The following is a 24,337-nucleotide window of genomic DNA, read 5'->3' as shown; positions in this document are numbered from 1 at the left end:
ACATTTTATTGCGGATTGGCAATAGTTTTATACAACCCAATTATAGCATTCAAATAGCGGTTTTCTAAAGCAATTTCATTAATTTGTGAGCTTACCAAAGAATTCTCTCTAGAATTAATTACAAACAACGAACTTTCTCCCATTTCAAATAATCGGTCTTCAGCATTCAGCAATGTGGTAAAATCTTTTACTAATTTATTATTGTAGTCTTGCTGTTTTGCAAGTGAAACAATTTCTTGCTGTTGTGCAGTGATTTTGTTTTCCAAATTTTTTCGTTCAAACTGCAAGCCAAATTCTGAATCCTGAATTTTTAAATCGGCTAATTTTAAACTACCGCGTTCTTTTCTTAAAAATATAGGAAACGCAAAATTTACGCCAATTTTATAATCTTCAAAACGATAATTGTCAATGTAACTTGGCTCAGATAAATAATTATAGCTCAAATCTAACTTAGGTAAAAGTGCATTTGCTTTTAATTTCCGATCTACTTTCAACATTGCAATTTTAGCATCTAAAGCTTGAATTTTTGGATGATTTTCTAAATCAACGGTTCCTAATTCGTTAATTTGTAAAACTTCTTTGATTGTTTTAGATAACGTTGTTTCAGGAAATAAATTGTCATTCAGTTCTAAAGGAATGTTATTTTCTAACCATAAATAATTAGATAATTCTAATTTAGCTTTAGTAAATTTTAGTTTAGCTTCTTCTAAATTTAATCTACGGGTTTTAACTGCAATTCCAGCTTCTACGCTATCAATTGCTGGTTTGTCTCCTTCTTCAATTAATTTTGAAATACCGTTGTAACGAATTAGAGCATTTTCTAAATAGGTTTCATACAATTTTACTTCATCAAAACTTCTTTTCCAGTTGACATAACTCACAGAAGCTTCATAAATTACTTCAACCGCTTGTAAATTTCTTTCGGCAACGTTTAAATTTCTTGCAATTTTGGCTTTTCTCAAATCAGCCATTCGTTGATTAATGAATAAACCTTGTCCTAATGGAACTGAAATTCCTAACGAAGTTAATCCGCTATTTGGTAAGGTGTTTTCTGGATTTACGTAAATTCCCTCGGCGTTATCAAAACCTGCTTTTAATTCAATTCCGTACCAAGTTGGTATTTTAAAACTGCTGTTTAAAATCGAATAATATTCACTGTCTTTGAATTGTTTTTCACTGAAATCGACTTCAATTTTTGGGTCAAAAGCCCCACGCGCTTGCATTAAATTGGCTTGTGCTTCGTTGAGCTTTAAATCGGCTTGTTTTACTAACGGATGGTATTTTTTCACATAACCTAAAAATTCATTGTAGGTAAATTCGGTTGGTGAATTTTGTCCCAATAAACTCAGTGAACTACAAATGAAAAGGAAGATGTAAAATAGTTTCGGTTTCATTATTTCTTAGTGTTTTCAGTTGGTGTTGGTTGGTAAAAATTAGGAGGAAAACCATTTAGTGTTCTCCAAATTTCAAACCAAATTGGCACATCGTCTAATAATGCTATAGTTTGTGTTCCTGCTCCAATGCTTAATTGATTAGGCCATACTTTATCTGATTTGTCGGGAGCAATTAGAACACGATATTTTCCATTTTCACTTATAAAATTTTCTTTAGCAACAATAACACCTCCAAATGTTCCATACGAAGCACCTGGCCAACCACTAAATACAATAGAAGGCCAACCGTCAAACCATACTCTGACCTTTTCTCCTTTGTGAATTAATGGAAAATCTACAGGATTAATATATGTTTCAACCGCAATATCAAAACTTGCCGGCATTATACTTACAATTGCAGTGCCTTCTTTAATAGTTTCTCCAATTCCACTTTGTAAAGCACGGTTAACATATCCATTTTGCGGCGCTACAATGTAGTACATTCCATTTCTAATTTGATAATTTCGGTATTGATTTTTTAATTTATTAACTTGAGCTTCAGTGTCAAACTGTGTACTTAAAGCAGTTTGTTTGTCGCTACTAGCCTTTGCATTCTTTTCATCATATTCAGCCCTAATTCTATTTAGCTCCATTGTTGCATTAAGTACCTCGTTTTTACTGGTAATATATTTATTTTCTTGTGTAATTATTTTAGCTTCGGTTTCTTGCAACTTCATGCGTTTTTCTTCCACGTCGGTCATTGGTTTTAAACCTTCTTTGTTTAAATTTATTGAACGATTGTATTGCGTTTTAGCAATTTTAAGTTGGGTTTTAGTAGCTTCAAAATCAATACTGTCACTTTGGACTTTTAAATACGACTGTTTTAATTTGTTTTGAGCTTGTTTTAATTTAAGACCTTTTTCGTTTTGAATAGCACCCATTTGATTTTCTAGTGCCTTTACCTTGTCTGCATAAGATATTACTGCATTTTCTTTTGCGTTTAGTTGTTTACCCGTATTTTCAACTAAATTTGGATCTAAATAATCTTCTTTAATTTCCGAAATAAACAAAATAGTGTCGCCTTTTTTTACATAGTCACCTTCATTTACATACCATTTTTCTATTCTTCCTGCAATTGCTGATTGAACGGTTTGTGGTCTTTGATTTGGTTTTAAAGTAGTCACCGAACCTGCACCAGAAACATTTTGAGTCCAGGGCAAAAACAAAAATAGTAGTAAAAAAATACTCAATACCCATATTGTTTTTTTAACTTTTAGGTATCCTTTGTTATCTTCAAATATTTTAGTTGATTTGAATTGAGTGATATCAATCCATTTTTCAACGCCATTTTCTGTAATTTTTAACATCTTATTTTATGGATTTAATTTTACCTTTTTCTACTGTAATTATTTTAGTACATTTTTCTTTCCAATAATTTGCTTTTGCAATTACAACAAGTGTCCATGGTTGTTCAGGGTCTGTTAGCCATTCAATTATCTCTCCGGCAGCATACTTGTCTAGTTTATCTACGGGTTCTTCAAAAAATAATATTTTAGGTTTGGTGATAACAGATCTAGCAATTAATATTTTTTGAATGGATGCTGAGTTAATTCTTTTTCCTTCTGAAAGCATAGGTGTATCAAGGCCTTGAGGTAAAGATTTAATTATTTCTGTAAGTTTCAATTTATCTAAAACTTCAGTAACTTCTTTTTTTGTAATTGCCGGATTATTACAAGTTATGTTTTCTAAAATTGTTCCTTCAAATGGGCTATCATCAATTGTAATAACACCAATTTTTGATCTAAAGTCTTCTATACAATATTTCTTGTAATTTACATCGTTAATAAAAACGCTACCAATTGATGGCTCTAAAAGTCTTGAAAGTATTCTAAGTAAAGTTGTTTTTCCAGAACCGTTTTCTCCTTGAATTAAAATTCTGTCTTTATTATTTATGGTCAAATCGACTCCTTTAATTACAGGATTTTCATTATCAGGAAATTGAAAATATATATTTTTAGCTTCAATTGTTATTTCTTCATTTTCAATGAAATACTCTGATCCTGATTTAGATATATTTTCTCTTTCAAGTTCTAAGTCTACAACAGTACCTAATTTTTCTAAGGAAGTAGTTACGTCATAAAAAAGCTCTAATCCATAAAATAATTTTTCTACAGCGTTTATAATTGTGATAATTATAATTTCTGCAGCAACAAATTGGCCTATATTCATTTGTTGTTTTAATACAAGAATTCCACCAATAATTAATAATCCAGCAGTTATAAGTATTTTAAAACCTGTTAATTGAATAAATTGTTTTTTTAATACATTAAAATGGCTTTCACGGTTTATTAGGTATTCACTAACGAGTCTGTCATTTTTATGCATCGAAAAATTAAACAATGAACTGTTTTTAAAGCTTAAATGATTTCTCGCAATTTCCTGAAGCCAGTGTGCTACTTTGTATTTGTATTTTGACTCTTTTAAACTTGTTTCTAACCCATCTTTAAAATTTATTTTAAAAATAAAATATAGTAATATTAATAAGATAATTCCAAAAAAGATAAAAAACGAATGATATAAAGATAAAAGCAAGATTCCGAAAATAATTTGCAGCGCTGCTGTTGAAACTTCTAAAATTAATTTAGAAAATCCTTTTTGAACAGAAATTGTGTCAAAAAAACGATTAGCTAATTCAGGAGGTGAAAAATCGTAAAGTTGGTTGAATTTTATATTTGGAAAACGAAAGGCAAATTCGAAAGAAGATCTTACAAATATTTTTTGCTGCAAGTTTTCGGTAATCCTAAACTGCATGATTTTAAGTATTCCAACAAACGCAACCCCTATAACAACTCCAAATACTAATACAATCCAAGACGTACTCACTTGTCCAGCTTGGATAAAATTTACAATGGATTGGATACCTAAAGGGATGGATAAACTTATTAATCCTGCTAAAACAGCATAAATAAGTAATTGATAAACATCTTTTTTATCTGCTATTAATAATTTTTTAAATCGATCTATTGGGTTCATGCTAATATCTTTTTTGTCATATCTGTGTAGAATTCAGTTGCGCATTCTTTTTCAGATAAGTTAGTGATAGTTTTTAAATGATTTTTTAAAAAATGTTGGTGAAGTGCGCCTTCCACAACACTTGAAGCTAAGCTTTTTGCGTAAGGATAATCTGGATTCACTTCTTTTATGATGTCAATTAAACGATTGATAACTCTTTTGTAAACTAAGAAAAAACCTTCTTTATTTTCGTTGTCTACTTCTTTAGTCATTAAGGTTTTAGTAAATTCTCCAACAATTATTCGATTTAGAATTTCTTCATTGATGTGTGGAGTTGTATTATCGTCAACTACATTTTCAGTTACGAGTCTAATTGCTTTTTCTAATTTTTCAATCGGATTTGAAACATTAGTAGTGGCAAATGCCAAACGATATTCAATCCATGACCAATACCATGAAGTTAAATATACTAATAATTTATGTTTGTTTTCAAAATAACGATAAATTGAACTTTCATTAGATTGAATTTTTTCACCCAATTTTTTGAATGTAAATGCTTCAAATCCAATTTCATCAATTAATATGATGCTGTTTTTTAAGATATTACGCCCTAGTTCTGAAGTTTCAGGATCTTTAACGTATAGTTTATCGTTAATTGTTATTTTTAAATTAGATAGTAAATTTTGCATTTTGTAATATTTTACAATGCAAATATAATAGTAATACTATCATGATGTAAAAGTTTAACTTTTATTTTACAATTGTCGAGTAAAAAAAAAGAGACTCAAATGAATGAATCTCTTTTAGTTTTTCTTTTTTATAATAATGAATGACAAGTCATTACGTCAGGTTTTTCAATTCCCATTAAGTCTAAAATCGTAGGAGCAATGTCGCCCAAAACCCCATTATGTATAGTTTTTAAATCTTTATCCACTAAAATAATAGGAACAGGATTGGTTGTATGCGCTGTGTTTGGTGAGCCATCAGGATTTATCATCGTTTCGCAATTTCCATGATCGGCGATGATAATTGTGGTGTAATTATTTTCTAAAGCGGTTTCAACTACTTTTTTTACACAAACATCAACAGCTTCACAAGCTTTAATTGCAGCCGACATCACTCCAGTATGTCCAACCATGTCGCCATTAGCAAAGTTTAAACAAACAAAGTCAACTTCACCTTTTTTCAATTCTGGAACTAAAGCGTCTTTTAATTCAAAAGCACTCATTTCGGGTTGTAAATCGTAAGTAGCTACTTTGGGAGAATTTTTTAAAATACGCGTTTCACCTACAAAAGGTTCTTCTCTTCCGCCAGAAAAGAAAAACGTTACATGCGGATATTTCTCGGTTTCGGCAATACGAATTTGTTTTTTGTTTGCTTTTTCTAAAACCTCACCAAGTGTTTCGGTTATATTATCTTTGTCGTAAATTACATGAACATTTTTATACGTGTCATCATAATTGGTCATGGTTACATAGTACAAATCCAATTTGTGCATGTTGAATTCATGAAAGTCTTTTTGGGATAAAACTTCGGTTAATTCTCTACCTCTATCGGTTCTAAAATTGAAGAAAATCACCACATCTTCGTCTTGAACTTTCGCTATTGGATTGTCATTCTCATCAACCATAACAATTGGTTGGATGAATTCATCGGTAGTATCTATTGCGTAACTTTCTTTTATACTCGCGACAGCATTATTTGAGTGAGTTCCTTCAGCATTTACTACTAAATCGTAAGCTAATTTTACTCTTTCCCAACGTTTATCTCTATCCATTGCGTAATATCTTCCAATTACAGAAGCTAATTTTGCATTGGTGTTTTGAAGATAATTTTCTAAATCTAAAATATAATTAGCTCCAGATTTCGGATCTACATCACGACCATCGGTAAAAGCATGAACAAACATTTTTTGAACACCACTTTCTTGAGCAGCATCAATCAAACCTCTTAAATGTGAAGTATGTGAATGTACACCACCATCAGAAACTAATCCTAAAAAGTGAATGGCTTTGTTGTTGTTTTTTGCGTAATCAAAAGCGTCCATAAGTGGTTTTTCTTGACTCATGGATTTATGTTCTACTGCTAAATTTAGTTTGGCTAAATCTTGATATACAATTCGTCCAGCGCCTAAATTCATGTGACCAACTTCTGAATTTCCCATTTGACCTTCGGGTAAACCTACGTTTAAACCATCGGTTCTTAGTTGAGCATTTGGGTATTTGGTATATAAACTATCTATAAAAGGCGTGTTGGCGTTGTCTATTGCAGAGACTTTTGGGTCAGGAGATTTTCCCCAACCGTCCAATATCATTAAAATTACTTTTTTGTTCATTTTTGTGTGTTTGTACAAAGATAAACAATTGGTAAATTTCTGAATTAAAAACCGACTTAAAATTACGAAAACGATTAAGTGATTTATTCTTTTTTAATCCAGTTTTTGGCTTGGTTGTAGTCAATAAAATAACGAACGCTTACAGATAAAACATGATTCAAATTATCTTCAAATAAGTTGGAGAAATTGGAGCCAAAATCTTTATTGATAGTGCGGTCAAAAGTTCCTGCGTTGTTTCGGTATAAAATTGACATTTGACTTCCCGGAGCAAACCACCAAGAGTAACTTAAATCTAAATTCCAAGTGCTAAAGTTTGAGTTTCTATTACCTGTATAAGTTGTATTGGTTGATAAACTTCCATCTTCATTCAGATTATTGATTTTATTGTTTTCGGCTAATGACCAATAATGTCTAACCGATAAATTGAAATTCATTACACTACTAATTGAAAATTTACTCGATATTGAATTGGTATAAGTATCTCTATTTCTTCTTGCAAAAATAATATTTGAACCTTCAAAATCTATAAAACCAATATCATTTTGTTGTTTGAAATAGTCAAAGCTATACACTAATGAAAATTTATCACTAAATCGATATCTCGGACTGATGTTTATACCAGCTTCATATCTGTTTTCATTTATTACATGGGTAATGAATGGATTAATATCTAAAGCAAATTTATTGTTGTAATTAGATGAAAAGTAGAAAAAACCACCGGCATTTCTAGGGTTTACGAAATATCTATTTGCTACTCGTGGTTCGTAGTAATCATAATTTTCAAACGGATTAAAATTTAAACCGCCTCCAAAATAATGGTTACTTTTATTTGTAGAATTTAAGTTTACATTAAAATTACTTGCCTGAATTTGATTTGTAGGTGTGTAAAATTCAAAGTAAGAGTTTAGGTTAATTCTAAAGGTGTTGAAGGTTTTGTTAGGGTTTAGAATTCGATAGTTTGTGTTTCCAGAGAAAGAATAATAATTGGTTCTGAAATTGATTCCTAAATCATTAATTTCAAAATCTTTCGACATATATTCACTACCAAAACTATATCTAAACTTGCCATTTGTTTCTGCAAAATATAAAGAAGCATTAAAACCATTTTTATTTTCAACATCATTAATACTACTCGATTTCAATCCTCCAGAAAGATTGTATTTATTAGTTTTATTATTCAAATCGAATAATAATCCTGTTACATTAGCATCTCTAAAACTCCCGTTTCGGGTAACATTTGTGTTGATAAAAGTTACCGATGAATTTTGATTAAATCGCTGGTCAAAAACCATTACATTGTAATTTGTCAATGGAGAAATTTCTACTTGTCGAGTAGAATTATCAACAGAATTTGTTGCTGTTGCCATTGTTTTTTCGGTAATAGCATTTAAAAATCCAATACCTAATCCATCTTTATCACGCCCAGAAATTTTTAAAGCATTGACTAAGTTGATAGCGCCAGGACTTTCTACTGATTCGTTTTCGGCAATGTTTAAATTCAAATCTGGAGTTTGTCCAATTCTTCTTGAATACAATAAATTTCCTTTGCTAAATAAGTCGGTTCCTTCTGTAAAGAAAGGTCTATTTTCATTAAATTGTTGTTCGAATGGACCTAAATTTAAAACCACGTTATCAAATTTAGTTTGACCAAAATCGGGAACTAAAATTGCATCTAAAGTGAAAGCATCGTTAATTCCGTATTTGATATCTAATCCACCTTTTAGTTCGCCTTTAGTTTTTTGAGTTTCACTTCCGGAAAGATAAAATGAAGAATAAGGAATTAGAAATAATCGAGTAGGCGTTTTGATGTTTTCAATTCCGGTTAAGAGTCCAGCTTGTTGTGAAATGGCTCCAATTTTATTATCAATTGGACTCCAAGTGTATTTTTGGCGTTCTCTTCGAACTTCTCTGAAAAAGTTAAGTCCCCAAATTTGTTTGTCTTTTTCAGGAAATCGTAGTGCAGCATAAGGAATTTTCATTTCGATGACATAGCCAAAATCGGTGATTTTTGCATTGCTTTCCCAAATAGCATTCCAAGAACCATCTTCACCTTCTGAAGATGTGAAATTAGTGTCGACTTGTCCATTGGCCGCGGTTACAAAAAATCTAAATTCTTGCTGACCATCGTTGTAACCATTAATAAAAATGCCAAAAAAATCAGATGTGCCAATTTCGTCTCGTTCCACTAATTCTTTTAAAATTTTTTCTGGATTTGGATCATATAATTTTGCACCTATATAAACCGCGTCATCAGAGTACAAGATTTTGACTTCAGTTTTAAATTCTTCAGGAATTGGTGTTCCGTTTTTTGGTTCTAAAGAAACAAAGTCGGTTGCAATTTCTGCATCTTTCCATGAAGCTTCGTTTAATTCAGCATCAATTGAAATGTTTTCAGTTGTTTTTTTCGTCGAAACACTTTTTTTAGTTTGTGAAAACGAAAGAAGAAAACTTGCTAAGCAAAAAAGAATTGTAATACTGAATCTATTTATCATGTAAAAAATTTTGGTCGCAAAATTATAGTTTTATTATATAGGTCTACTTTTTTTATATAATGTTTAACTTTTGTGCGAATAATCGACGAAAGGTTAAAATTTTCGACAAAATGCATTAAAAAGTTTGCAGGTTTAAAAAAAATAAATATATTTGGCAAATCACAACAACAATATAACTACAAGATTAACAATGATTTACAGAATTTTGCCCCTAATTTTATTTTGCATTTTTTCGTTCAAGCCTTTAAATACAACAGAAAATACTAAGAATGAAGTTAAATCTACTGATCCAAAATTAATTGCTGCAAATGCAAAAGCAACTTTTGAAGCTAGAAGTAAATCATTTTACACTGTAATTGATGCTAATGGATTTTCTTTACCAACATTCGAAAGTTTTATTGCTGCTTTTGAAGGTTATGAGCAATTGAAACAACAAGGTAAAATTGAAAACGAAATTTTAACGATTGTTGATTTTAGTTTATCATCTTCTCAAGAAAGAATGTGGGTTATTGATATGAAAACACAAAAAGTGATTTTAAAATCGCTAGTTTCTCACGGAAGAAATTCGGGTTCTGAATTTGCAACTGATTTTTCAAACACTAGTGAATCATTTAAAAGTAGTTTAGGTTTTTATGTAACTGGAGAAACGTATACAGGAAAACACGGGTTGTCATTACGTTTAGACGGAATGGAATACGGAATAAATGATAATGCTAGAAATAGAGCGGTTGTGGTTCACGGAGCTGATTATGTAAGCAAATCATTCATTAGAAATACAGGAAGATTGGGAAGAAGTCAAGGTTGCCCTGCTGTTCCTTACGAAGTACACAAAGAATTGATTCAAACCATAAAAGGTAAATCTTGTATTTTTATTTATCACCCATCAAGAAACTATGTAGTGAAATCTAAGTTAGTCTCTTAATTTTAAAAACAAAGCCTTATCGAGTTCATAAATGTCATCTCTAAATTGAAGTTTGTCATTTTCTATCCAACTCGTCCAATAAAACAAATATACATTTACAGTGTCTTTAACGGACACTGTTTTTGTTTTCTCTAACTTTATAATGGAATCAATTTCGTTGTTATCCCATTTGTTAGGATTGGTTTTGGTTAAAATTTGTTTGGTTAAAACCAATGGATTTTCCACTCGCACACAACCTGAACTCAATGAACGATACGTTTTTACAAAGTATTCACGATGATTCGTATCATGTAAATAAACCGAATGTCGATTGGCAAAATTAAACTTAACCAACCCCAAAGAGTTATTGTAACCTGGTTTTTGTACGTATTTGTAATTGTTAGCTCTGGCTGGATTCCACTCATACGGACTCACTTCTTTTCCTTGGCTGTTGTATATTGTTAGTTTTCGTGAAGGGAAATAATTTCGGTTTTTTGAAGCATCAGGAGTTAAATCTTCTTTAATGATAGTAGGAGGAATGGTCCAAGTAGGATTGAAAACAAAATTAGACAACTTCGAACTTAAAATAGGAGTTTTTCTTTTAGGTGTTCCTACTACAATTTTGTGCGAAGCTACGGTATCATTATCAATTACATAATGTAACATGTAATCTGGAATGTTTGCTATTAAGTATTGTTTTCCTAAATCTGAAGGATACCATTTCCAACGTTCTAAATTGGCAAATATTTGTTCAATTCGTTCGTTTTTAGTAGTGTTTAACGCTCTAAGTGTTCCAATTCCGATAACGCCATCTGGAGCTAATCCATGACGAGCTTGAAAACGTTTTACCGCTTTGAGTGTTAAAGTGTCGTAAGCCCAAGTAATGATGCTGTCTTTGTTTTTATAATCTTTCCAATAAGCCAATCTCTTTTTAATTTTTACCATTTCGGGTAAAGTGTCGTTTACAACAATTTTATTTTTGACAGCAATTTTTTCAAAGGTTACATTGGGAAATTTGTCTATTTCAAATAAGCTTTTTTTAAGTAATTGATAAACAATATGATTGGGTTTTAAATCTTTAAAGGTTGAAGCGATAGTTTTTTCTTTTACACCTTTTTCTAATAGCGGAGAAAGTGCAATTTCTTTTGGTTTTAAATCCCAATCAGTATATAATTCTTTTGGATTTAATTTCCCTTTGTGCAAATGATTGGCTAGCTTTTCAAAGGTTTCAGTAAGTAGAATGTCATATTTTACAATGTCTTCATCATTTAATTTAGCTCTTTTACTTTCTAAATCTTCAATAATTTTAATTTCATAATCGTTTGGATTTAATCCATCTTCGTAACAAAATTTAATTTCATTAATTAAATCTTTTCGGTTTTCATCTAGATACCAAATTTCATGAAAATTAAACTTTTGATAATACAGTTTCAAACTATCTGATTTTTCTGAAAGTAAGTCGGGATGCACAGGTCTAATAATTACATTTAAAACCGTGTCTTTAATAATGCTATTATCAAAAGCAACAGGTAAAGCTTCTTTTTTACAAGAAATAATAGAGAGAATAAGAAGTAGAAAAGTAATTTTTTTCATAGAGAGCAGCAATTGTGATATAAATGTAAGAAGAATTATTGAATTAATTTTTCCGAATTTTCTTATACATAGCAAAATGAATGCCAACATCAGGAATTAAAAAAGAATCTCCTATAATTATATAGTCTAGTTTTTTGTAAAAAGGAACTGCATTTTCTCGTGCGTTGAACCAAATTAAATCGGTATTCAAACTAATGCAATGATTTTCAGCTTCTTTTACTAATTCGGCTCCAAATCCTTTGCCTTGAAATTCTTCTAAAACCGCCATTCCTCTAATCTGAAATTGATTTGTTTCTGAGAATAAATCATTTTTTTCTTTAAAAATTGAAATAATTCCAATCAATCGCTCATTTTGATACAATCCGAAATGAATGGTATTTTCATCATCATCTCCTTTAAATTGGCAAGTTTCGATTGGCTTTCCCTTTCTTAAAACTTCATGTCTAACAGGATAAGTGTCAATTGAATTGATTTTTTTTATTTCCATAATTATATAACTTATTAAAAGCTAATCATTTAGTAAAATGGGTTTATTCTAGTGTAAAGTTAGTGCAATTGCTTCGAAAAAAATATTTAAAAAAATTTGCAATTAAAAAAACTTTTGAAGTATATTTGCACCCACCAAAGAAATACATGCAACTCCTAATAAAATTAGAGTTTTTGTAATTCAAATGCGGAAGTAGCTCAGTTGGTAGAGCTCCAGCCTTCCAAGCTGGTTGTCGCGAGTTCGAGCCTCGTCTTCCGCTCCAAAACAAGATAAAGTTTTAAAAATTATCACCTGCGGAAGTAGCTCAGTTGGTAGAGCTCCAGCCTTCCAAGCTGGTTGTCGCGAGTTCGAGCCTCGTCTTCCGCTCCACAAAAAAGCCTTGCAATTGCAAGGCTTTTTTTATTTCAATTCGTTTAGTTCGGTTTCAGGCGCCACTTCAATTGGCGTTTCATTTCTTTTGAAAATCCTCGCAGTTAAAGTTCCTTTCAATTTTACAGAATCACCTTTAACTTCTAACCAACTTCCTTCTCTCAATCCCACAACAGGTTGCGGATTAAAATGGTGAAATTCATTAATTCGGGTTTCGCGCGTTTCTCCCATGTGAGTTGAACCTTCAATAGGGTCTAAATAATGTGGATTGATATTGAATGAAACAAATCCTAAAGTTCTAAAACTCGGAGGATATACAATTGGCATATCGTTAGTTGTGCTCATAGTTAAACCACAAATATTACTTCCAGCGCTAGTTCCTAAATAAGGTGTGCCGTTTTTAACTACTTTCTCTATAGTGTCAATTACATTGTTTTTGTATAATTGACTTACTAATAAAAACGTGTTTCCTCCTCCAGTAAAGATCCCTTCTGCTTTTTCAACTGCTTCAATTGGGTTTTCAAACTCATGAATTCCTTTTACTGAGATGTTAATTTTGGTAAAAGCTTCACTAACTTTTTTTGTGTAATCTTCATGTGAAATACCACTTGGTCTTGCGTATGGAATAAAAAGCAATTCTTTTACGTTCGAAAAGAAAGATTGCAATTCAGGTAATAAATAATCTAAATAGTCGCCACCATGTAAAGTTGATGTACTAGCAATTATAATATTTTTCATTAAATTAATTTTTTACAAATTTATCAAATTGTATTAACATAAGTTTATCATCTCATTAGGATTTCATTTTGAAGAGAACTAATTACATTTACAATGTGATAAGATTTCATTTATGATAAAAAAACTATTTTTCTTTTTTTTACTAATTCCAGCTTTTGTTTTTTCTCAGGACGTCTCCATAATTAAAGGTAAAGTTGTTTCTGAGTCTTCACTATTGGAAGGAATTCATATCATTAATTTATCTAAAAAAAATGGCGTTGTTACTGATTCAAGAGGTTATTTTGAAATAAGTGCAAAAATTTCTGATACGCTACAATTTAGCGCAGTTAATCTGAAAGCAAGAAGATATGTGTTAACTACAAATGATTTTTCAAAAGATTTGGTTTTTGTAAAAATGGAATCGCTAATTACAGAATTAGATGAAGTTGCTATCATTCAATATAAAAATATAAATGCAGTTGCTCTTGGAATTGTGCCAGCTAATCAAAAAACATATACTCCTGCAGAACGTAAATTAGCTGCGGCAGAAGAATTTAAATGGTATAGTCCATTATTGATTCCTTTGGGAGGAATGAGTGTTGATGGATTATTAAATTCAATTAGTGGAAGAACTAGCATGTTAAAGAAAGAATTAGTGGTTGAAAGAAAAGAAATGTTACAAATGAAAACTTCTGATTATTTTGAAAAGAAATATTTTATTGAAACACTAAAAATTCCAGAAATTTATGTTGATGGGTTTCTTTTTTATATAGCAGAAAATGAAAGATTTGCTAGAGCTATGAAAGACAAAAATAAAACAATGGCGTCTTTTATATTATCAGAGTTAGCAGTAGAATATTTAAAACTTAATGAACTTGAGATTTCTAAAATCAAAGCAGATGAAAAATAAAGGTCTTTTTTGTATATTCTTTTTGTTTGTTCAAATTTGTTTTGGACAACACATTGAAAGAAAAGTTTTGAAAGGAAGAATTGTTGCCGACTCAATAGAAGTTGAAAATTTAACGATTTTTAATATTACTTCAAATGTTGGAGCAGTTACGAATGTAGATGGAAAATTTTCTATTAAAGCTAGAGCTACGGATACTTTGTTTATTCAAGGAATTTCATACGATTCCAAAAAATATGTTTTAACCGACAAAGATTTTTGGTTAGAAGAATTAGAAATTAGATTGCAAGTAAGGGTTACAGAGTTAAATGAAGTAGAAATTACTCCCTATACACTTACTGGAATAATAGAAGAAGACATAAAACGAATTCAAGTTTATGGAGATGGTTTTGCAAAAATTGATGCTAAAAAAGTCATGTATTATGAAGATGATGTTCGGTTAGGAACACCTGTAAATACGGCAATGCCAAGTCATTTTGCGCCAAATGGTTCAAATTTTAATTTTCTTGCCATTGGAGCTGGATTAGTAAGTTTATTTGTAAAAGATAGAAATCCTAAAAAGTATTCAGAACAAGTTTTTGAAGAACGAAGACAGCGAGATATTCAGTCTAAATCTTTTTCTGACCATATATTTGAGCGTTTTTCACATAATTTTTTCGTAGAAACTTTAAAAATAAAGCATGAAGATATTCCATTGTTTTTGCAATATGCTGAAATGCCTGCCAAAGATTTATCATTGTTTTTAAAATCTGAATATGAATTACAGCTTATTCAGTATTTAACCGATAAAGCAAAAGCATATAAATTAGAAAAGCAAAAGGAATAATTACTATTTTTACCCAATGAAGAAGAACCTGTTACGATTTGTCTTTCCAATCATTATCGTTGTGCTGTTAAGCTCTTTTGCTTGGCATAAATTTTATGTTTCAGTAACCCAAATCGATTATGTGCCAAGTAAAAAAAGGATAGAAATTACGCATAGAATTTTTATCGACGATTTAGAAAAAGCTTTGGAAAAAAAATACAAGAAGAAAGTATATTTGACTTCTAAGAAAGAGTTGCCCGAAGCAGAAACCTTAATCAAAGATTACTTAAAGGAAAACGTAAAGATTTCCATCAATAAAAAAGCACAAAACCTTGAATTTTTAGCTCGAGAAGTAGAAGGTGATGTGTTAATTTTTTACACTAAAATTGCCATTTCAAAAAAAATAAATACCTTCGAAATCTTTAATTCATTACTAACCGATGTTTACAGCGAACAACAAAATATTGTTCATGTAAATATTAATAGTAACAAAAATAGCTTTTTGTTTACTAATAGTGATGCGCAACAAAAAATAGTCTATTAAAAGAAACTGAATTACCATGAAAAAGTCAATTGTACTTAGTGCTTTTTTAACTTTAGCGTTTACATTCGGAGCCTTGGCTCAAGAAGTGAAAACAGAAGAAAAAAAGCGTGAATTAGGACATTATAATGAGAATAAATTCCGTCAAATGTATGACGAAATGGCTACTCCTAATATGTTCAGAACAGCTTCTGGAGCTCCAGGACCTGCTTATTATCAGCAAAAAGCAGATTATAAAATGAATCTGGAATTAGATGATAAGAACAAAAAATTATATGGTTCTGAAACTATTACCTATTACAATAACGCAAAAGAATCGTTAGAATATTTATGGGTACAATTAGACCAAAATATCGAAAGACCTGATTCGAAAACACCTTTGGTAGAAAGTCAAAATATGGACAAGGCCATTTCAACAAGTGGTTTTGCAAAAAAATACATGGGAAGCCCTTTTCAAGGAGGTTTTAACATTGAGTATGTTAAAGATGCTAAAGGAAATCCAATGAAATACACCATCAACCAAACCATGATGAGAATCGACTTGCCTAAGCCATTAAAAAATGGTGAAAAAGTTTCTTTCTCAATCAAGTGGTGGTACAATATTGTAAATTACATGGAAGGAGCTAACAACGGTCGTTCTGGTTATGAGCAGTTTCCTGATGGAAATCGTTTGTTTGTAATGGCACAATTTTTCCCAAGAATGGCTGTTTACAATGATGTTGAAGGATGGCAAAACATGCAGTTTTGGGGTAGAGGTGAATTTGCTTTAGTTTTTGGAGATTACGAAGTAAATATCACAGTTCCTGCTGACCACGTTATGGAAGCAACTGGAGTTTTACAAAATAGAAGCGAAGTTTTCACCGCTGAACAAGTAAAAAGATGGGAATTAGCGGAAAGAACTTTTGATAAACCAGTAGTAATTGTTACTCAAGAAGAAGCAGTTGCAAAAGAAAGTAGCTTTTCAGACAAAAAGAAAACATGGAAATTCAAAGCACAAAATGTGCGTGACTTTGGTTTCTCAACTTCAAGAAAATTTATAATCGATGCAATGGCAGTTGATTTACCAACAAACAAGCCTTTAGCAATTTCGATTTATCCAAAAGAAGCTAATCCACTTTGGGGAGATTTATCTACAAAAGCAGTAGCACATACATTAAAAACATATTCACATTTTACATTTGATTATCCTTATCCAAAAGCAGTTTCAGTTTCTGCAGAAGATCAAGGAATGGAATATCCAATGATTTGTTGGAATTACGGTCGTCCTGACGAAAAAGGATTTGTAAGTGATAGAATTAAATACGGAATGTTAGGAGTTATTATCCACGAAGTAGGGCACAACTTCTTTCCAATGATTGTAAATTCAGATGAAAGACAATGGTCATGGATGGATGAAGGTTTAAACACTTTCTTAGAATATTTAACAGAAACTTCTTTTGATCCAAATTTCCCTGCAACAAGAGGTCCAGCTAAAAATATTGTTCCTTATATGAAAGGGAACCAAAAATATTTAGAGCCTATTATGTCAAACTCTGAGAATATTTACCAATTTGGTGCTAATGCTTACGGAAAGCCAGCTACAGGTTTAAATATTTTAAGAGAAACTATTATGGGAAGAGAATTGTTTGACCATGCTTTCAAAACGTATGCGAATCGTTGGAAATTCAAACACCCAACACCAGAAGATTTCTTCAGAACTATGGAAGATGCTTCGGCTGTAGATTTAGATTGGTTTTGGAGAGGTTGGTTCTATTCAACAGATTATACTGATATTGGAGTGAAAACAGTTAAACAATATTACGTTTCTACTGAAGCTTCAAAAGAAACTCAAGCAATGTTTAATAGAAGAGGAAGAAAAATTAGCGATGGAGAACCAATGTTGTACTTAGTTGCTGAAGACGCTCCAGATTTTAAACCTGAATTGAAAAAAGCAATGGACGTAAATAGTGTTCAAGCACTTTCTGATTATGTAAATAAAAATTATACGGCAGAAGAAAAGAACGCTTTAAAATCGCCTAAATATTTCTATGAAGTAGAGTTTGAAAAACCAGGAGGATTAATCATGCCAATCATCGTAGAGCTTCAGTTTGAAGACGGAACGAGTGAAACGCAAAAATTCCCAGCTCAAATTTGGAGAAGAAACAACGACACTGCTAAACGTGTTTTCGCAACTGAGAAAAAAGTAGTAAAAATTCAAGTAGATCCAAAATTAGAAACAGCTGATATTGATGTTGAAAATAATTATTGGCCTAAAGCAGAAACAGTATCAAAATTTGATACGTTAGAGAAAAAATAAGTATTAAGACTATCTTCGGATAGTCTTTTTTTTTGATTACTTTAAGATAAAGTAGGTATAAAACTTTGTAACTTTGCGAAGTTAATTTTCAAGACAATACGTTATGTTTGGAATAGGTGGAGGTGAATTGTTTTTCATCATTTTAGTTGTTTTAATGTTATTTGGGTCAGATAAGATTCCAGATATTGCTCGTGCTTTAGGAAAAGGCATGGCGCAATTAAAGAATGCCACTAACGAGATTAAAAGTGAAATTCAGAAAGGTACTCAAGATGCTGGTTTGGATATGAACACTTTAACAGGAGGTGTTTCAGATGAAATAGCAAAAGCAAAAGAGGGGATTACTAAAATGGTAAATCCTATTGAAAACATCAATTTAGATGTTCAAAATCCGATTGAAAAAGTAAAAGAAGATATTGAAAGCATTACCGGACCTGTAAAAAGACAATTGTAATTTGGAACAGTTAATTAATCTAGATAAAGAATTATTTGTTTTTTTAAACGGATTAGGTTCAGAACCATTTGATGGTTTTTGGAAAATTATTACCAAACAAATCTATTGGTCACCACTTTTCGTTGGAGTTTTTTATCTCATTCAAAAGAAAGTTGGTTGGAAAGGTTTAGGAATTATCATACTTTTTTTAGCGGCCTTAATAACTTTTACAGACCAAATCACCAATCTTTTCAAATATTCCTTCGAACGTTTGCGACCATGTAACAATCCCGAACTTGATGGAACAATTAGAGAAGTAATCACAAGAAAATCATTTAGTTTTTTCTCAGGACATGCTTCTAATTCATTTGCTTCTACAACGTTTGTTGTATTAATCCTACGCAAATATTATAAACACACTTATTTGCTGTTTTTGTTTCCATTAATTTTTGCTTATAGTAGAATATACTTAGGATTACACTATCCAGCCGATATTTTAACTGGTTATGTGTTTGGGGCAACTTTCGGATTTGTATTTTATAAATTGTACTTGTTTTTTGGAAAAAAATACAATTTCATTACAGAACGCGACTAACAGTCAGTCCATCACGAATAGGCAATAAAACCGTTTCTACTCTTGGGTCAGTGTTCAATAGTTGATTGTAGTCTAATAAAACAGGTGTGCTTTTGTCATTTGGTTTTACTTCTTCCAAAACTTTTCCGCTCCACAACACATTATCCGATAAAATAATTCCACCTTTATTCATCATGGGAACTATTAAGTGAAAGTAATTTACATAATTTTCTTTATCGGCATCAATAAAAACCAAATCGAATTTTTTATTTAAAGTTGGGATAATATCAACGGCATCGCCTAAATGTTGAAAAACTTGGTCTTTCCATGGCGAAGCGTCAAAATATTTTCTTTGAAAATCAACCAATTCTTCTTCAATATCAATTGTATCTAAAGTTCCGTTTTCAGCTAATCCTTCTGCTAAACACAAAGCAGCATAACCTGTATACGTTCCAATTTCCAAAATATGTTTCGGACGAATAATTTTAGAAAGCATACTCAAAACTCTACCTTGAAAATGACCGCTCAACATACGAGGTTGCATGATTTTTTGGTAAGTTTCTTTGTTAAGTTTCGCTAATAATTCAGGTTCCGCTTGTGAATGATTGGCAACGTAATCTTCTAAATCTTCTGATATGAAATGCATATGAAATCAAATTTTGACAAAAATACAAATTAACAATTAAACGATTTAACATTTTAACCTAACTTTGCACCATGCAAATCGAGAAAAAAGACATACGGGCACTTACTAAAGAACAATTGCGTAACTTTTTTGTTTCTAACGGAGACAAAGCATTTCGTGGTAACCAAGTTTACGAATGGTTATGGCAAAAACGCGCACATACTTTTGAAGATATGACCAATGTGTCTAAAGAAACGCGCGCTATGTTAGAAGCTAATTTCGTAATCAATCACATCAAAGTAGATACTTTACAGCGCAGCGAAGATGGAACCGTTAAAAATGCCGTTCGTTTGCATGACGATTTAATTGTAGAATCGGTTTTAATTCCTACAGAAACTCGAACTACAGCTTGTGTTTCTTCGCAAGTTGGTTGTAGTTTAGATTGTAATTTTTGTGCAACCGCTCGATTAAAACGCATGCGTAACTTGGAACCAGGAGAAATCTATGACCAAGTAGCTGCAATTGATAACGAAAGCCGTTTGTATTACGACCGACCTTTATCAAACATCGTTTTCATGGGAATGGGTGAGCCTTTGATGAATTATCCAAACGTAATGAAAGCAATTGATATGATTACGTCTACCGAAGGTTTAGGAATGTCGCCAAAACGTATTACAGTTTCTACATCAGGAATTCCGAAAATGATTAAAAAAATGGCAGATGATGAGGTGAAATTCAAATTAGCAGTTTCATTACATTCTGCTGTGGAGGAAATTCGAAATGAAATCATGCCGTTTACCAAAAATTTTCCTTTAACCGATTTACGTGAAAGTTTAGAATATTGGTACAGAAAAACGAAAAGCAAAGTTACATACGAATACGTAGTTTGGAAAGGTATCAATGACGACAAAAAATCGATAGATGCATTGGTAAAATTTTGTAAATATGTTCCTTGTAAAGTAAATCTTATCGAGTACAATCCTATTGACGACGGCATGTTTCAACAAGCCTCTGAAGAAGCAACAAACTCTTACATAACTGCTTTAGCAAAAAGTAATATTGTAGCAAAAGTGAGAAGAAGTCGTGGAAAGGACATTGATGCAGCTTGCGGCCAATTAGCGAATAAGTCTTAAAATTCAATTATTGTAATTTTTGTGCTATAAAAAGATGTAAGAAATACATGTTTTTTTGTAAGAAACAGTATCTTCGTACAACTGAAAGGTTTTTTTATTAAAGAAATAAATTTCAGTTTCAACAAACACACATCTATCATTATGATTAAGCACACCTTATTTTTTCTGCTTTTTTTTACATTTAGTTTTTCACAGGAGAACATCACAAAAGGAATTATTAAAGATGCAGAAACAAAAGAAACAGTTCCTTTTGTAAATATTCTTTTTAAAGATAATTCGGGAAATTTGACTGGTACGATGACAAATGAAAATGGTGAATTTTCATTGCAACATATCAAAGAAGTTGAGATTAGTCATATCAATTACGAAACCAAGAAAGTCGTGTTTGAAACTAAGGAAGTTGAAATTTATCTAAGTCCAAAAGTGTATGTTTTAGATGAATTAATAATCTCAAATGTTTCAGGTAGAGATTTTTTGAAATCGTTAATAAAAGACGCTAAAGTTCGTGCCGTAAAAAACACTAAGTTAACTACATATGGTAGAGAAATTGTAAAAATTAACAATCAGTATACCAAGTATTCAGATGCTAAAATGGATTATTTCATAAAGAAAGGAAATGGAAAATCGGTTTTACAAATCAATCAAAGTAGAGCTATAAAATCCAATTTGCAAGATTCAACCAGTTCTGTTTTGAATGGAATGGATTCAGCCTACAATGTAAGAGATTATGTAAAATATGCTTATAATTTTGATGGAATTGAAAATCTTATCAAGAGTAAAGAATACACTTTTGATCGATATTTAAGAAGAGATGCATCAGGATTTGAATACGAATTCATTAAAATAATTCCGAATGCAGATAGCGATGAGTTATTATACGAAGGTTATGTTATCGTAGATAATAAATCCAATAAAATTATTGAATTTAAGGTTGAAATAGCTGAATCTCATAAGAAAAATTCAAAACTTAAAAATATATTAATTGCTAAACTAAAACTGAATGACCAATCGGTTTGGTGTAAATTTAAGTTTGTAAATAACCAATATGAATTGGTTTACTATAAAAGTAGTTTTAATATTTATATTCAAATGGGTAAAAAAATACACGACAATGTTAGTGGGACTTTTGATTTGTTGGTTCTTGATAGCAAAAACGATGTAGAAATACCAGAAAAAGGTTTTGATGGAAAAACTATTTTTGAAGCTGGCACTAATTACACAGAGAAATTTTGGAAAATGAACAATATTTTTCCTTTAAAAGAAAGCGAACAGCAATTTGTTGATTCTATTAAAAATTAATAGGTTTTCATTCTAAAAAAATTAAAGAGATTTCGATAAAGTTCGGAGTCTCTTTTTTTATAATCTTTTGCTAAACTTTTGACTAACGAGTTTGTTTTTGTATTTTTGAAATCTAAATGAAAATAACCGAACAAATAAAGCTACCTATCGCAAATGAAATGGAACTCTTTGAAGAGAAGTTTCGCGATTCCATGTCTTCAAAAGTGGCTTTATTAAACAGAATCACACATTACATAGTAAATCGAAAGGGAAAACAAATGCGACCAATGTTTGTTTTCTTAACGGCTAAAATGGTTTCAGGTGGCTCAATTAATGAGCGAACGTATCGTGGCGCTTCGGTTATTGAATTAATTCACACTGCAACTTTAGTACATGATGACGTAGTTGACGACAGTAACAAACGTCGTGGGTTTTTCTCTCTAAACGCACTTTGGAAAAACAAAATTGCGGTTTTAGTAGGTGATTATTTACTTTCAAAAGGTTTATTGCTTTCCATTGATAATAACGATTTCGATTTATTAAAAATCATTTCAGTCGCAGTTCGCGAAATGAGTGAAGGCGAATTACTTCAAATTGAAAAAGCACGTAGACTAGACATCACAGAAGATATTTACTACGAAATCATCCGACAAAAAACAGCTACTTTAATTGCAGCTTGTTGTTCGCTTGGCGCATGTTCTGTTGCTCCAGAAGATAAAGAAGTGGTCGAGAAAATGCGAAAATTCGGAGAACTTATCGGAATGGCGTTCCAAATCAAAGACGATTTATTCGATTACACTGATGATGCTATAGGAAAACCAACAGGAATTGATATCAAAGAACAAAAAATGACATTGCCTTTGATTTATGCATTGAATAATTGTTCGCCTAAAGAAAAAAGTTGGGTAATCAACTCGGTAAAAAACTACAATAAAGACAAAAAGCGCGTCAAAGAAGTTATCCAATTTGTAAAAGACAAAAACGGATTAACGTACGCCGAAGAAAAAATGGTGCAATTTCAACAAGAAGCACTTTCATTATTACAAGATTTCCCAACATCTACTTATAAAGATTCCCTTATTTTAATGGTAAATTACGTTATTGAAAGAAAAAAATAATTTTTTTTCTCATTTCGTACAACCATTTTAAACTCATTCTCGTCTATATAATTAGAAGCGAGATTCTGAATTCTATTTTCTGAATTCTAAATTTTAAAAATGAAAGTAATTCAATTACATCAAGAAGAAAAACAACTCATTATGTTAGCTGTCGAAAATAATCGACAAGCACAACAGCAGATTTATGCTAAGTTTTCTTCTAAAATGTTAAGTGTGTGTCGCCAATACATAAAAGACATTCACCACGCAGAAGATGTAATGATTACCGGATTTATGAAAGTGTTTACCAATCTGAAAAATTTTGAACACAAAGGTAGTTTTGAAGGTTGGATTCGAAGAATTATGGTGTATGAATGCATCGACTTTATTCGGGTGAAAAAGAATAATTTCAATCACCAAGATATAGATGATGTTACGGTAAGCGAGAATGAATCGGTTTATGAAATGGAAGATTTTTCGGTAGACGACATTCAAAATATGATTGATAATTTGCCCGATGGTTATAAAATGGTTTTTAATTTATACGCAATTGAAGGTTACAAACATCAGGAAATAGCCGAAATGCTCAAAATAAGTGAAGGAACATCAAAATCGCAATTATCAAACGCCCGAAAGTTATTGCAACAACAAATCACCGAATTAAAAAAGAAACTCAATGGAACCAAATAAAATAGATAATCAAATAAGAGAAAAGCTGAATGCAAGAGAAGTTCAGCCATCAGCTCAAGCTTGGGATCGATTGGATGCGATGCTTGCGGTTTCGGAAGAAAAAAAGTCAAAGAAAGGTTATGGTTGGTTTTTTGTGGCCGCTTCTACGATACTTTTTTTCGGATTGGGATTTTTCCTTTTCAATTCAAACGAAACAAAGGAAATTAATAATTCAAATCCGATTGTAACAACAATTAACGAAGTGATGGATTCAACCGAAGCAAATAAAATAAATCAAATTTCAGTTGAAAAAGAGCAACCCGTTTTAGTTCAAAATGAAGTAAATTATTCAAAAACGCAAAAAAATAAAAAATCAAAGGAAACAAATGAATTGATAAAAGAGGAGACTTCAACTAAAGATAATTCATCATCCATCATCCATCATCCATCACCAAACTCATACAAATACGTTTCGCCTGAAAATTTATTAGCAGAAGTTGAAACAGGAGAAAAAGTAATTACATCGGATAAAAAAATAAGTCCAAAAGCTAAAATGAAAGTAGATGCTAATTCTTTACTAACAAACGTTGAAAAAGAATTAGACGAAAATCACAGAGAAACTACTTTAGATAAATTAAATAGAAAGTTTAAAGACGCTAAATCAGCTTTAGCGAATAGAAATTACGAATAAACAAAAATCATC

22 protein-coding genes and 2 tRNA genes are annotated in these 24,337 nt (G+C 31.2%); 14 read left to right on the top strand and 10 right to left on the bottom strand.

The window, feature by feature from the left end; genetic code table 11:
• Nucleotides 1-5: 5 nt before the first annotated feature.
• The 6 genes from C8D80_RS05575 to C8D80_RS05550 all read right to left on the bottom strand — a co-directional run bounded on the left by C8D80_RS05575 (nucleotide 6) and on the right by C8D80_RS05550 (nucleotide 9,212).
• Complete coding sequence (locus C8D80_RS05575; protein WP_133608242.1) at nucleotides 6-1,394, bottom strand: TolC family protein; 1,389 nt, start codon at nucleotides 1,392-1,394, stop codon at nucleotides 6-8.
• Nucleotides 1,394-2,740 (bottom strand): HlyD family secretion protein, encoded by a 1,347-nt coding sequence (locus tag C8D80_RS05570; protein ID WP_133608240.1) that lies wholly within the window; start codon nucleotides 2,738-2,740, stop codon nucleotides 1,394-1,396. Before C8D80_RS05570 ends, C8D80_RS05575 begins: the two co-directional genes overlap by 1 nt.
• Before the next feature lies 1 nt (nucleotide 2,741).
• Complete coding sequence (locus C8D80_RS05565) at nucleotides 2,742-4,406, bottom strand: peptidase domain-containing ABC transporter (protein WP_133608238.1); 1,665 nt, start codon at nucleotides 4,404-4,406, stop codon at nucleotides 2,742-2,744.
• Nucleotides 4,403-5,074: a TetR/AcrR family transcriptional regulator gene (locus tag C8D80_RS05560; RefSeq protein WP_133608236.1), complete on the bottom strand. Its 672-nt coding sequence runs from the start codon at nucleotides 5,072-5,074 to the stop codon at nucleotides 4,403-4,405. Before C8D80_RS05560 ends, C8D80_RS05565 begins: the two co-directional genes overlap by 4 nt.
• 128 nt (nucleotides 5,075-5,202) lie before the next feature.
• Complete coding sequence (gpmI, locus tag C8D80_RS05555) at nucleotides 5,203-6,720, bottom strand: 2,3-bisphosphoglycerate-independent phosphoglycerate mutase (protein WP_133608234.1); 1,518 nt, start codon at nucleotides 6,718-6,720, stop codon at nucleotides 5,203-5,205.
• A gap of 83 nt (nucleotides 6,721-6,803) precedes the next feature.
• Nucleotides 6,804-9,212 (bottom strand): DUF5916 domain-containing protein, encoded by a 2,409-nt coding sequence (locus C8D80_RS05550; RefSeq protein ID WP_133608232.1) that lies wholly within the window; start codon nucleotides 9,210-9,212, stop codon nucleotides 6,804-6,806.
• Nucleotides 9,213-9,402: 190 nt separating this feature from the next.
• Here C8D80_RS05550 and C8D80_RS05545 point away from each other — a divergent pair, with 190 nt between their 5' ends.
• Nucleotides 9,403-10,134 carry a murein L,D-transpeptidase catalytic domain family protein gene (locus C8D80_RS05545; protein WP_133608230.1) on the top strand — a complete coding sequence of 244 codons (732 nt, stop codon included), beginning with the start codon at nucleotides 9,403-9,405 and terminating at the stop codon, nucleotides 10,132-10,134.
• Here C8D80_RS05545 and C8D80_RS05540 read toward each other — a convergent pair.
• Together C8D80_RS05540 and C8D80_RS05535 are read right to left on the bottom strand one after the other, a co-directional pair.
• On the bottom strand, nucleotides 10,123-11,706 hold the full coding sequence (locus C8D80_RS05540; protein ID WP_158633788.1) for a L,D-transpeptidase family protein: 1,584 nt from the start codon (nucleotides 11,704-11,706) through the stop codon (nucleotides 10,123-10,125). The two genes, C8D80_RS05545 and C8D80_RS05540, sit on opposite strands and share 12 nt — an antisense overlap.
• Before the next feature lie 43 nt (nucleotides 11,707-11,749).
• A complete protein-coding gene (locus tag C8D80_RS05535; RefSeq protein WP_133608226.1) occupies nucleotides 11,750-12,193 on the bottom strand; it encodes a GNAT family N-acetyltransferase in 444 nt (147 codons plus the stop codon).
• A 186-nt stretch (nucleotides 12,194-12,379) separates the two neighbouring features.
• On the opposite strand from C8D80_RS05535, the gene C8D80_RS05530 reads away from it, so the two are divergent.
• Nucleotides 12,380-12,455: transfer RNA gene (locus tag C8D80_RS05530), tRNA-Gly, on the top strand.
• A 31-nt stretch (nucleotides 12,456-12,486) separates the two neighbouring features.
• Nucleotides 12,487-12,562, top strand: a tRNA-Gly gene (locus C8D80_RS05525).
• 30 nt (nucleotides 12,563-12,592) lie between these two features.
• Here the strand turns inward: C8D80_RS05525 and pepE are convergent.
• Nucleotides 12,593-13,300, bottom strand: coding sequence for a dipeptidase PepE (pepE, locus tag C8D80_RS05520; protein ID WP_133608224.1), 708 nt, complete (start codon nucleotides 13,298-13,300; stop codon nucleotides 12,593-12,595).
• Nucleotides 13,301-13,412: 112 nt separating this feature from the next.
• Between pepE and C8D80_RS05515 the strand changes: the two genes are divergently transcribed.
• The 6 genes from C8D80_RS05515 to C8D80_RS05490 all read left to right on the top strand — a co-directional run bounded on the left by C8D80_RS05515 (nucleotide 13,413) and on the right by C8D80_RS05490 (nucleotide 18,853).
• Entirely contained in the window at nucleotides 13,413-14,189 is a 777-nt protein-coding gene (locus C8D80_RS05515; RefSeq protein ID WP_133608223.1) for a carboxypeptidase-like regulatory domain-containing protein, read from the top strand.
• Nucleotides 14,179-15,012 carry a hypothetical protein gene (locus C8D80_RS05510; RefSeq protein ID WP_133608222.1) on the top strand — a complete coding sequence of 278 codons (834 nt, stop codon included), beginning with the start codon at nucleotides 14,179-14,181 and terminating at the stop codon, nucleotides 15,010-15,012. Before C8D80_RS05515 ends, C8D80_RS05510 begins: the two co-directional genes overlap by 11 nt.
• 16 nt (nucleotides 15,013-15,028) lie before the next feature.
• The gene (locus tag C8D80_RS05505; protein ID WP_133608221.1) at nucleotides 15,029-15,535 is read left to right on the top strand and encodes a DUF6702 family protein; all 507 of its coding nucleotides are present in this window, start codon (nucleotides 15,029-15,031) and stop codon (nucleotides 15,533-15,535) included.
• 16 nt (nucleotides 15,536-15,551) lie between these two features.
• Nucleotides 15,552-17,828: a M1 family metallopeptidase gene (locus tag C8D80_RS05500; protein WP_133608220.1), complete on the top strand. Its 2,277-nt coding sequence runs from the start codon at nucleotides 15,552-15,554 to the stop codon at nucleotides 17,826-17,828.
• 103 nt (nucleotides 17,829-17,931) lie between these two features.
• Nucleotides 17,932-18,279 (top strand): Sec-independent protein translocase subunit TatA/TatB, encoded by a 348-nt coding sequence (locus C8D80_RS05495; protein ID WP_133608219.1) that lies wholly within the window; start codon nucleotides 17,932-17,934, stop codon nucleotides 18,277-18,279.
• Between the two features lies 1 nt (nucleotide 18,280).
• Entirely contained in the window at nucleotides 18,281-18,853 is a 573-nt protein-coding gene (locus C8D80_RS05490; RefSeq protein WP_133608218.1) for a phosphatase PAP2 family protein, read from the top strand.
• On the opposite strand, the gene C8D80_RS05485 is transcribed toward C8D80_RS05490, so the two are convergent.
• Nucleotides 18,837-19,478: an O-methyltransferase gene (locus tag C8D80_RS05485; protein WP_133608217.1), complete on the bottom strand. Its 642-nt coding sequence runs from the start codon at nucleotides 19,476-19,478 to the stop codon at nucleotides 18,837-18,839. The two genes, C8D80_RS05490 and C8D80_RS05485, sit on opposite strands and share 17 nt — an antisense overlap.
• Nucleotides 19,479-19,549: 71 nt before the next feature.
• Between C8D80_RS05485 and rlmN the strand changes: the two genes are divergently transcribed.
• From rlmN to C8D80_RS05460, 5 genes are all read left to right on the top strand, one after another.
• Nucleotides 19,550-20,590 (top strand): 23S rRNA (adenine(2503)-C(2))-methyltransferase RlmN, encoded by a 1,041-nt coding sequence (rlmN, locus tag C8D80_RS05480; protein WP_133608216.1) that lies wholly within the window; start codon nucleotides 19,550-19,552, stop codon nucleotides 20,588-20,590.
• A gap of 141 nt (nucleotides 20,591-20,731) precedes the next feature.
• Nucleotides 20,732-21,889, top strand: a complete 1,158-nt coding sequence (locus C8D80_RS05475) for a carboxypeptidase-like regulatory domain-containing protein (protein ID WP_133608214.1) — start codon at nucleotides 20,732-20,734, stop codon at nucleotides 21,887-21,889.
• Between the two features lie 116 nt (nucleotides 21,890-22,005).
• Nucleotides 22,006-22,986, top strand: coding sequence for a polyprenyl synthetase family protein (locus C8D80_RS05470; protein WP_133608211.1), 981 nt, complete (start codon nucleotides 22,006-22,008; stop codon nucleotides 22,984-22,986).
• A 99-nt stretch (nucleotides 22,987-23,085) separates the two neighbouring features.
• On the top strand, nucleotides 23,086-23,655 hold the full coding sequence (locus C8D80_RS05465; protein ID WP_133608209.1) for an RNA polymerase sigma factor: 570 nt from the start codon (nucleotides 23,086-23,088) through the stop codon (nucleotides 23,653-23,655).
• Nucleotides 23,642-24,325 (top strand): hypothetical protein, encoded by a 684-nt coding sequence (locus C8D80_RS05460; protein ID WP_133608207.1) that lies wholly within the window; start codon nucleotides 23,642-23,644, stop codon nucleotides 24,323-24,325. The genes C8D80_RS05465 and C8D80_RS05460 overlap by 14 nt, the downstream gene beginning before the upstream one ends.
• Nucleotides 24,326-24,337 lie beyond the last annotated feature (12 nt).

Source organism: Flavobacterium cheniae, from assembly GCF_004363695.1.
GTDB classification, from domain to species: Bacteria; Bacteroidota; Bacteroidia; order Flavobacteriales; family Flavobacteriaceae; genus Flavobacterium; species Flavobacterium cheniae.
The sequence above is the reverse complement of the archived record's forward strand: the minus strand, read 5'-3'. Positions and strand labels throughout refer to the sequence as shown.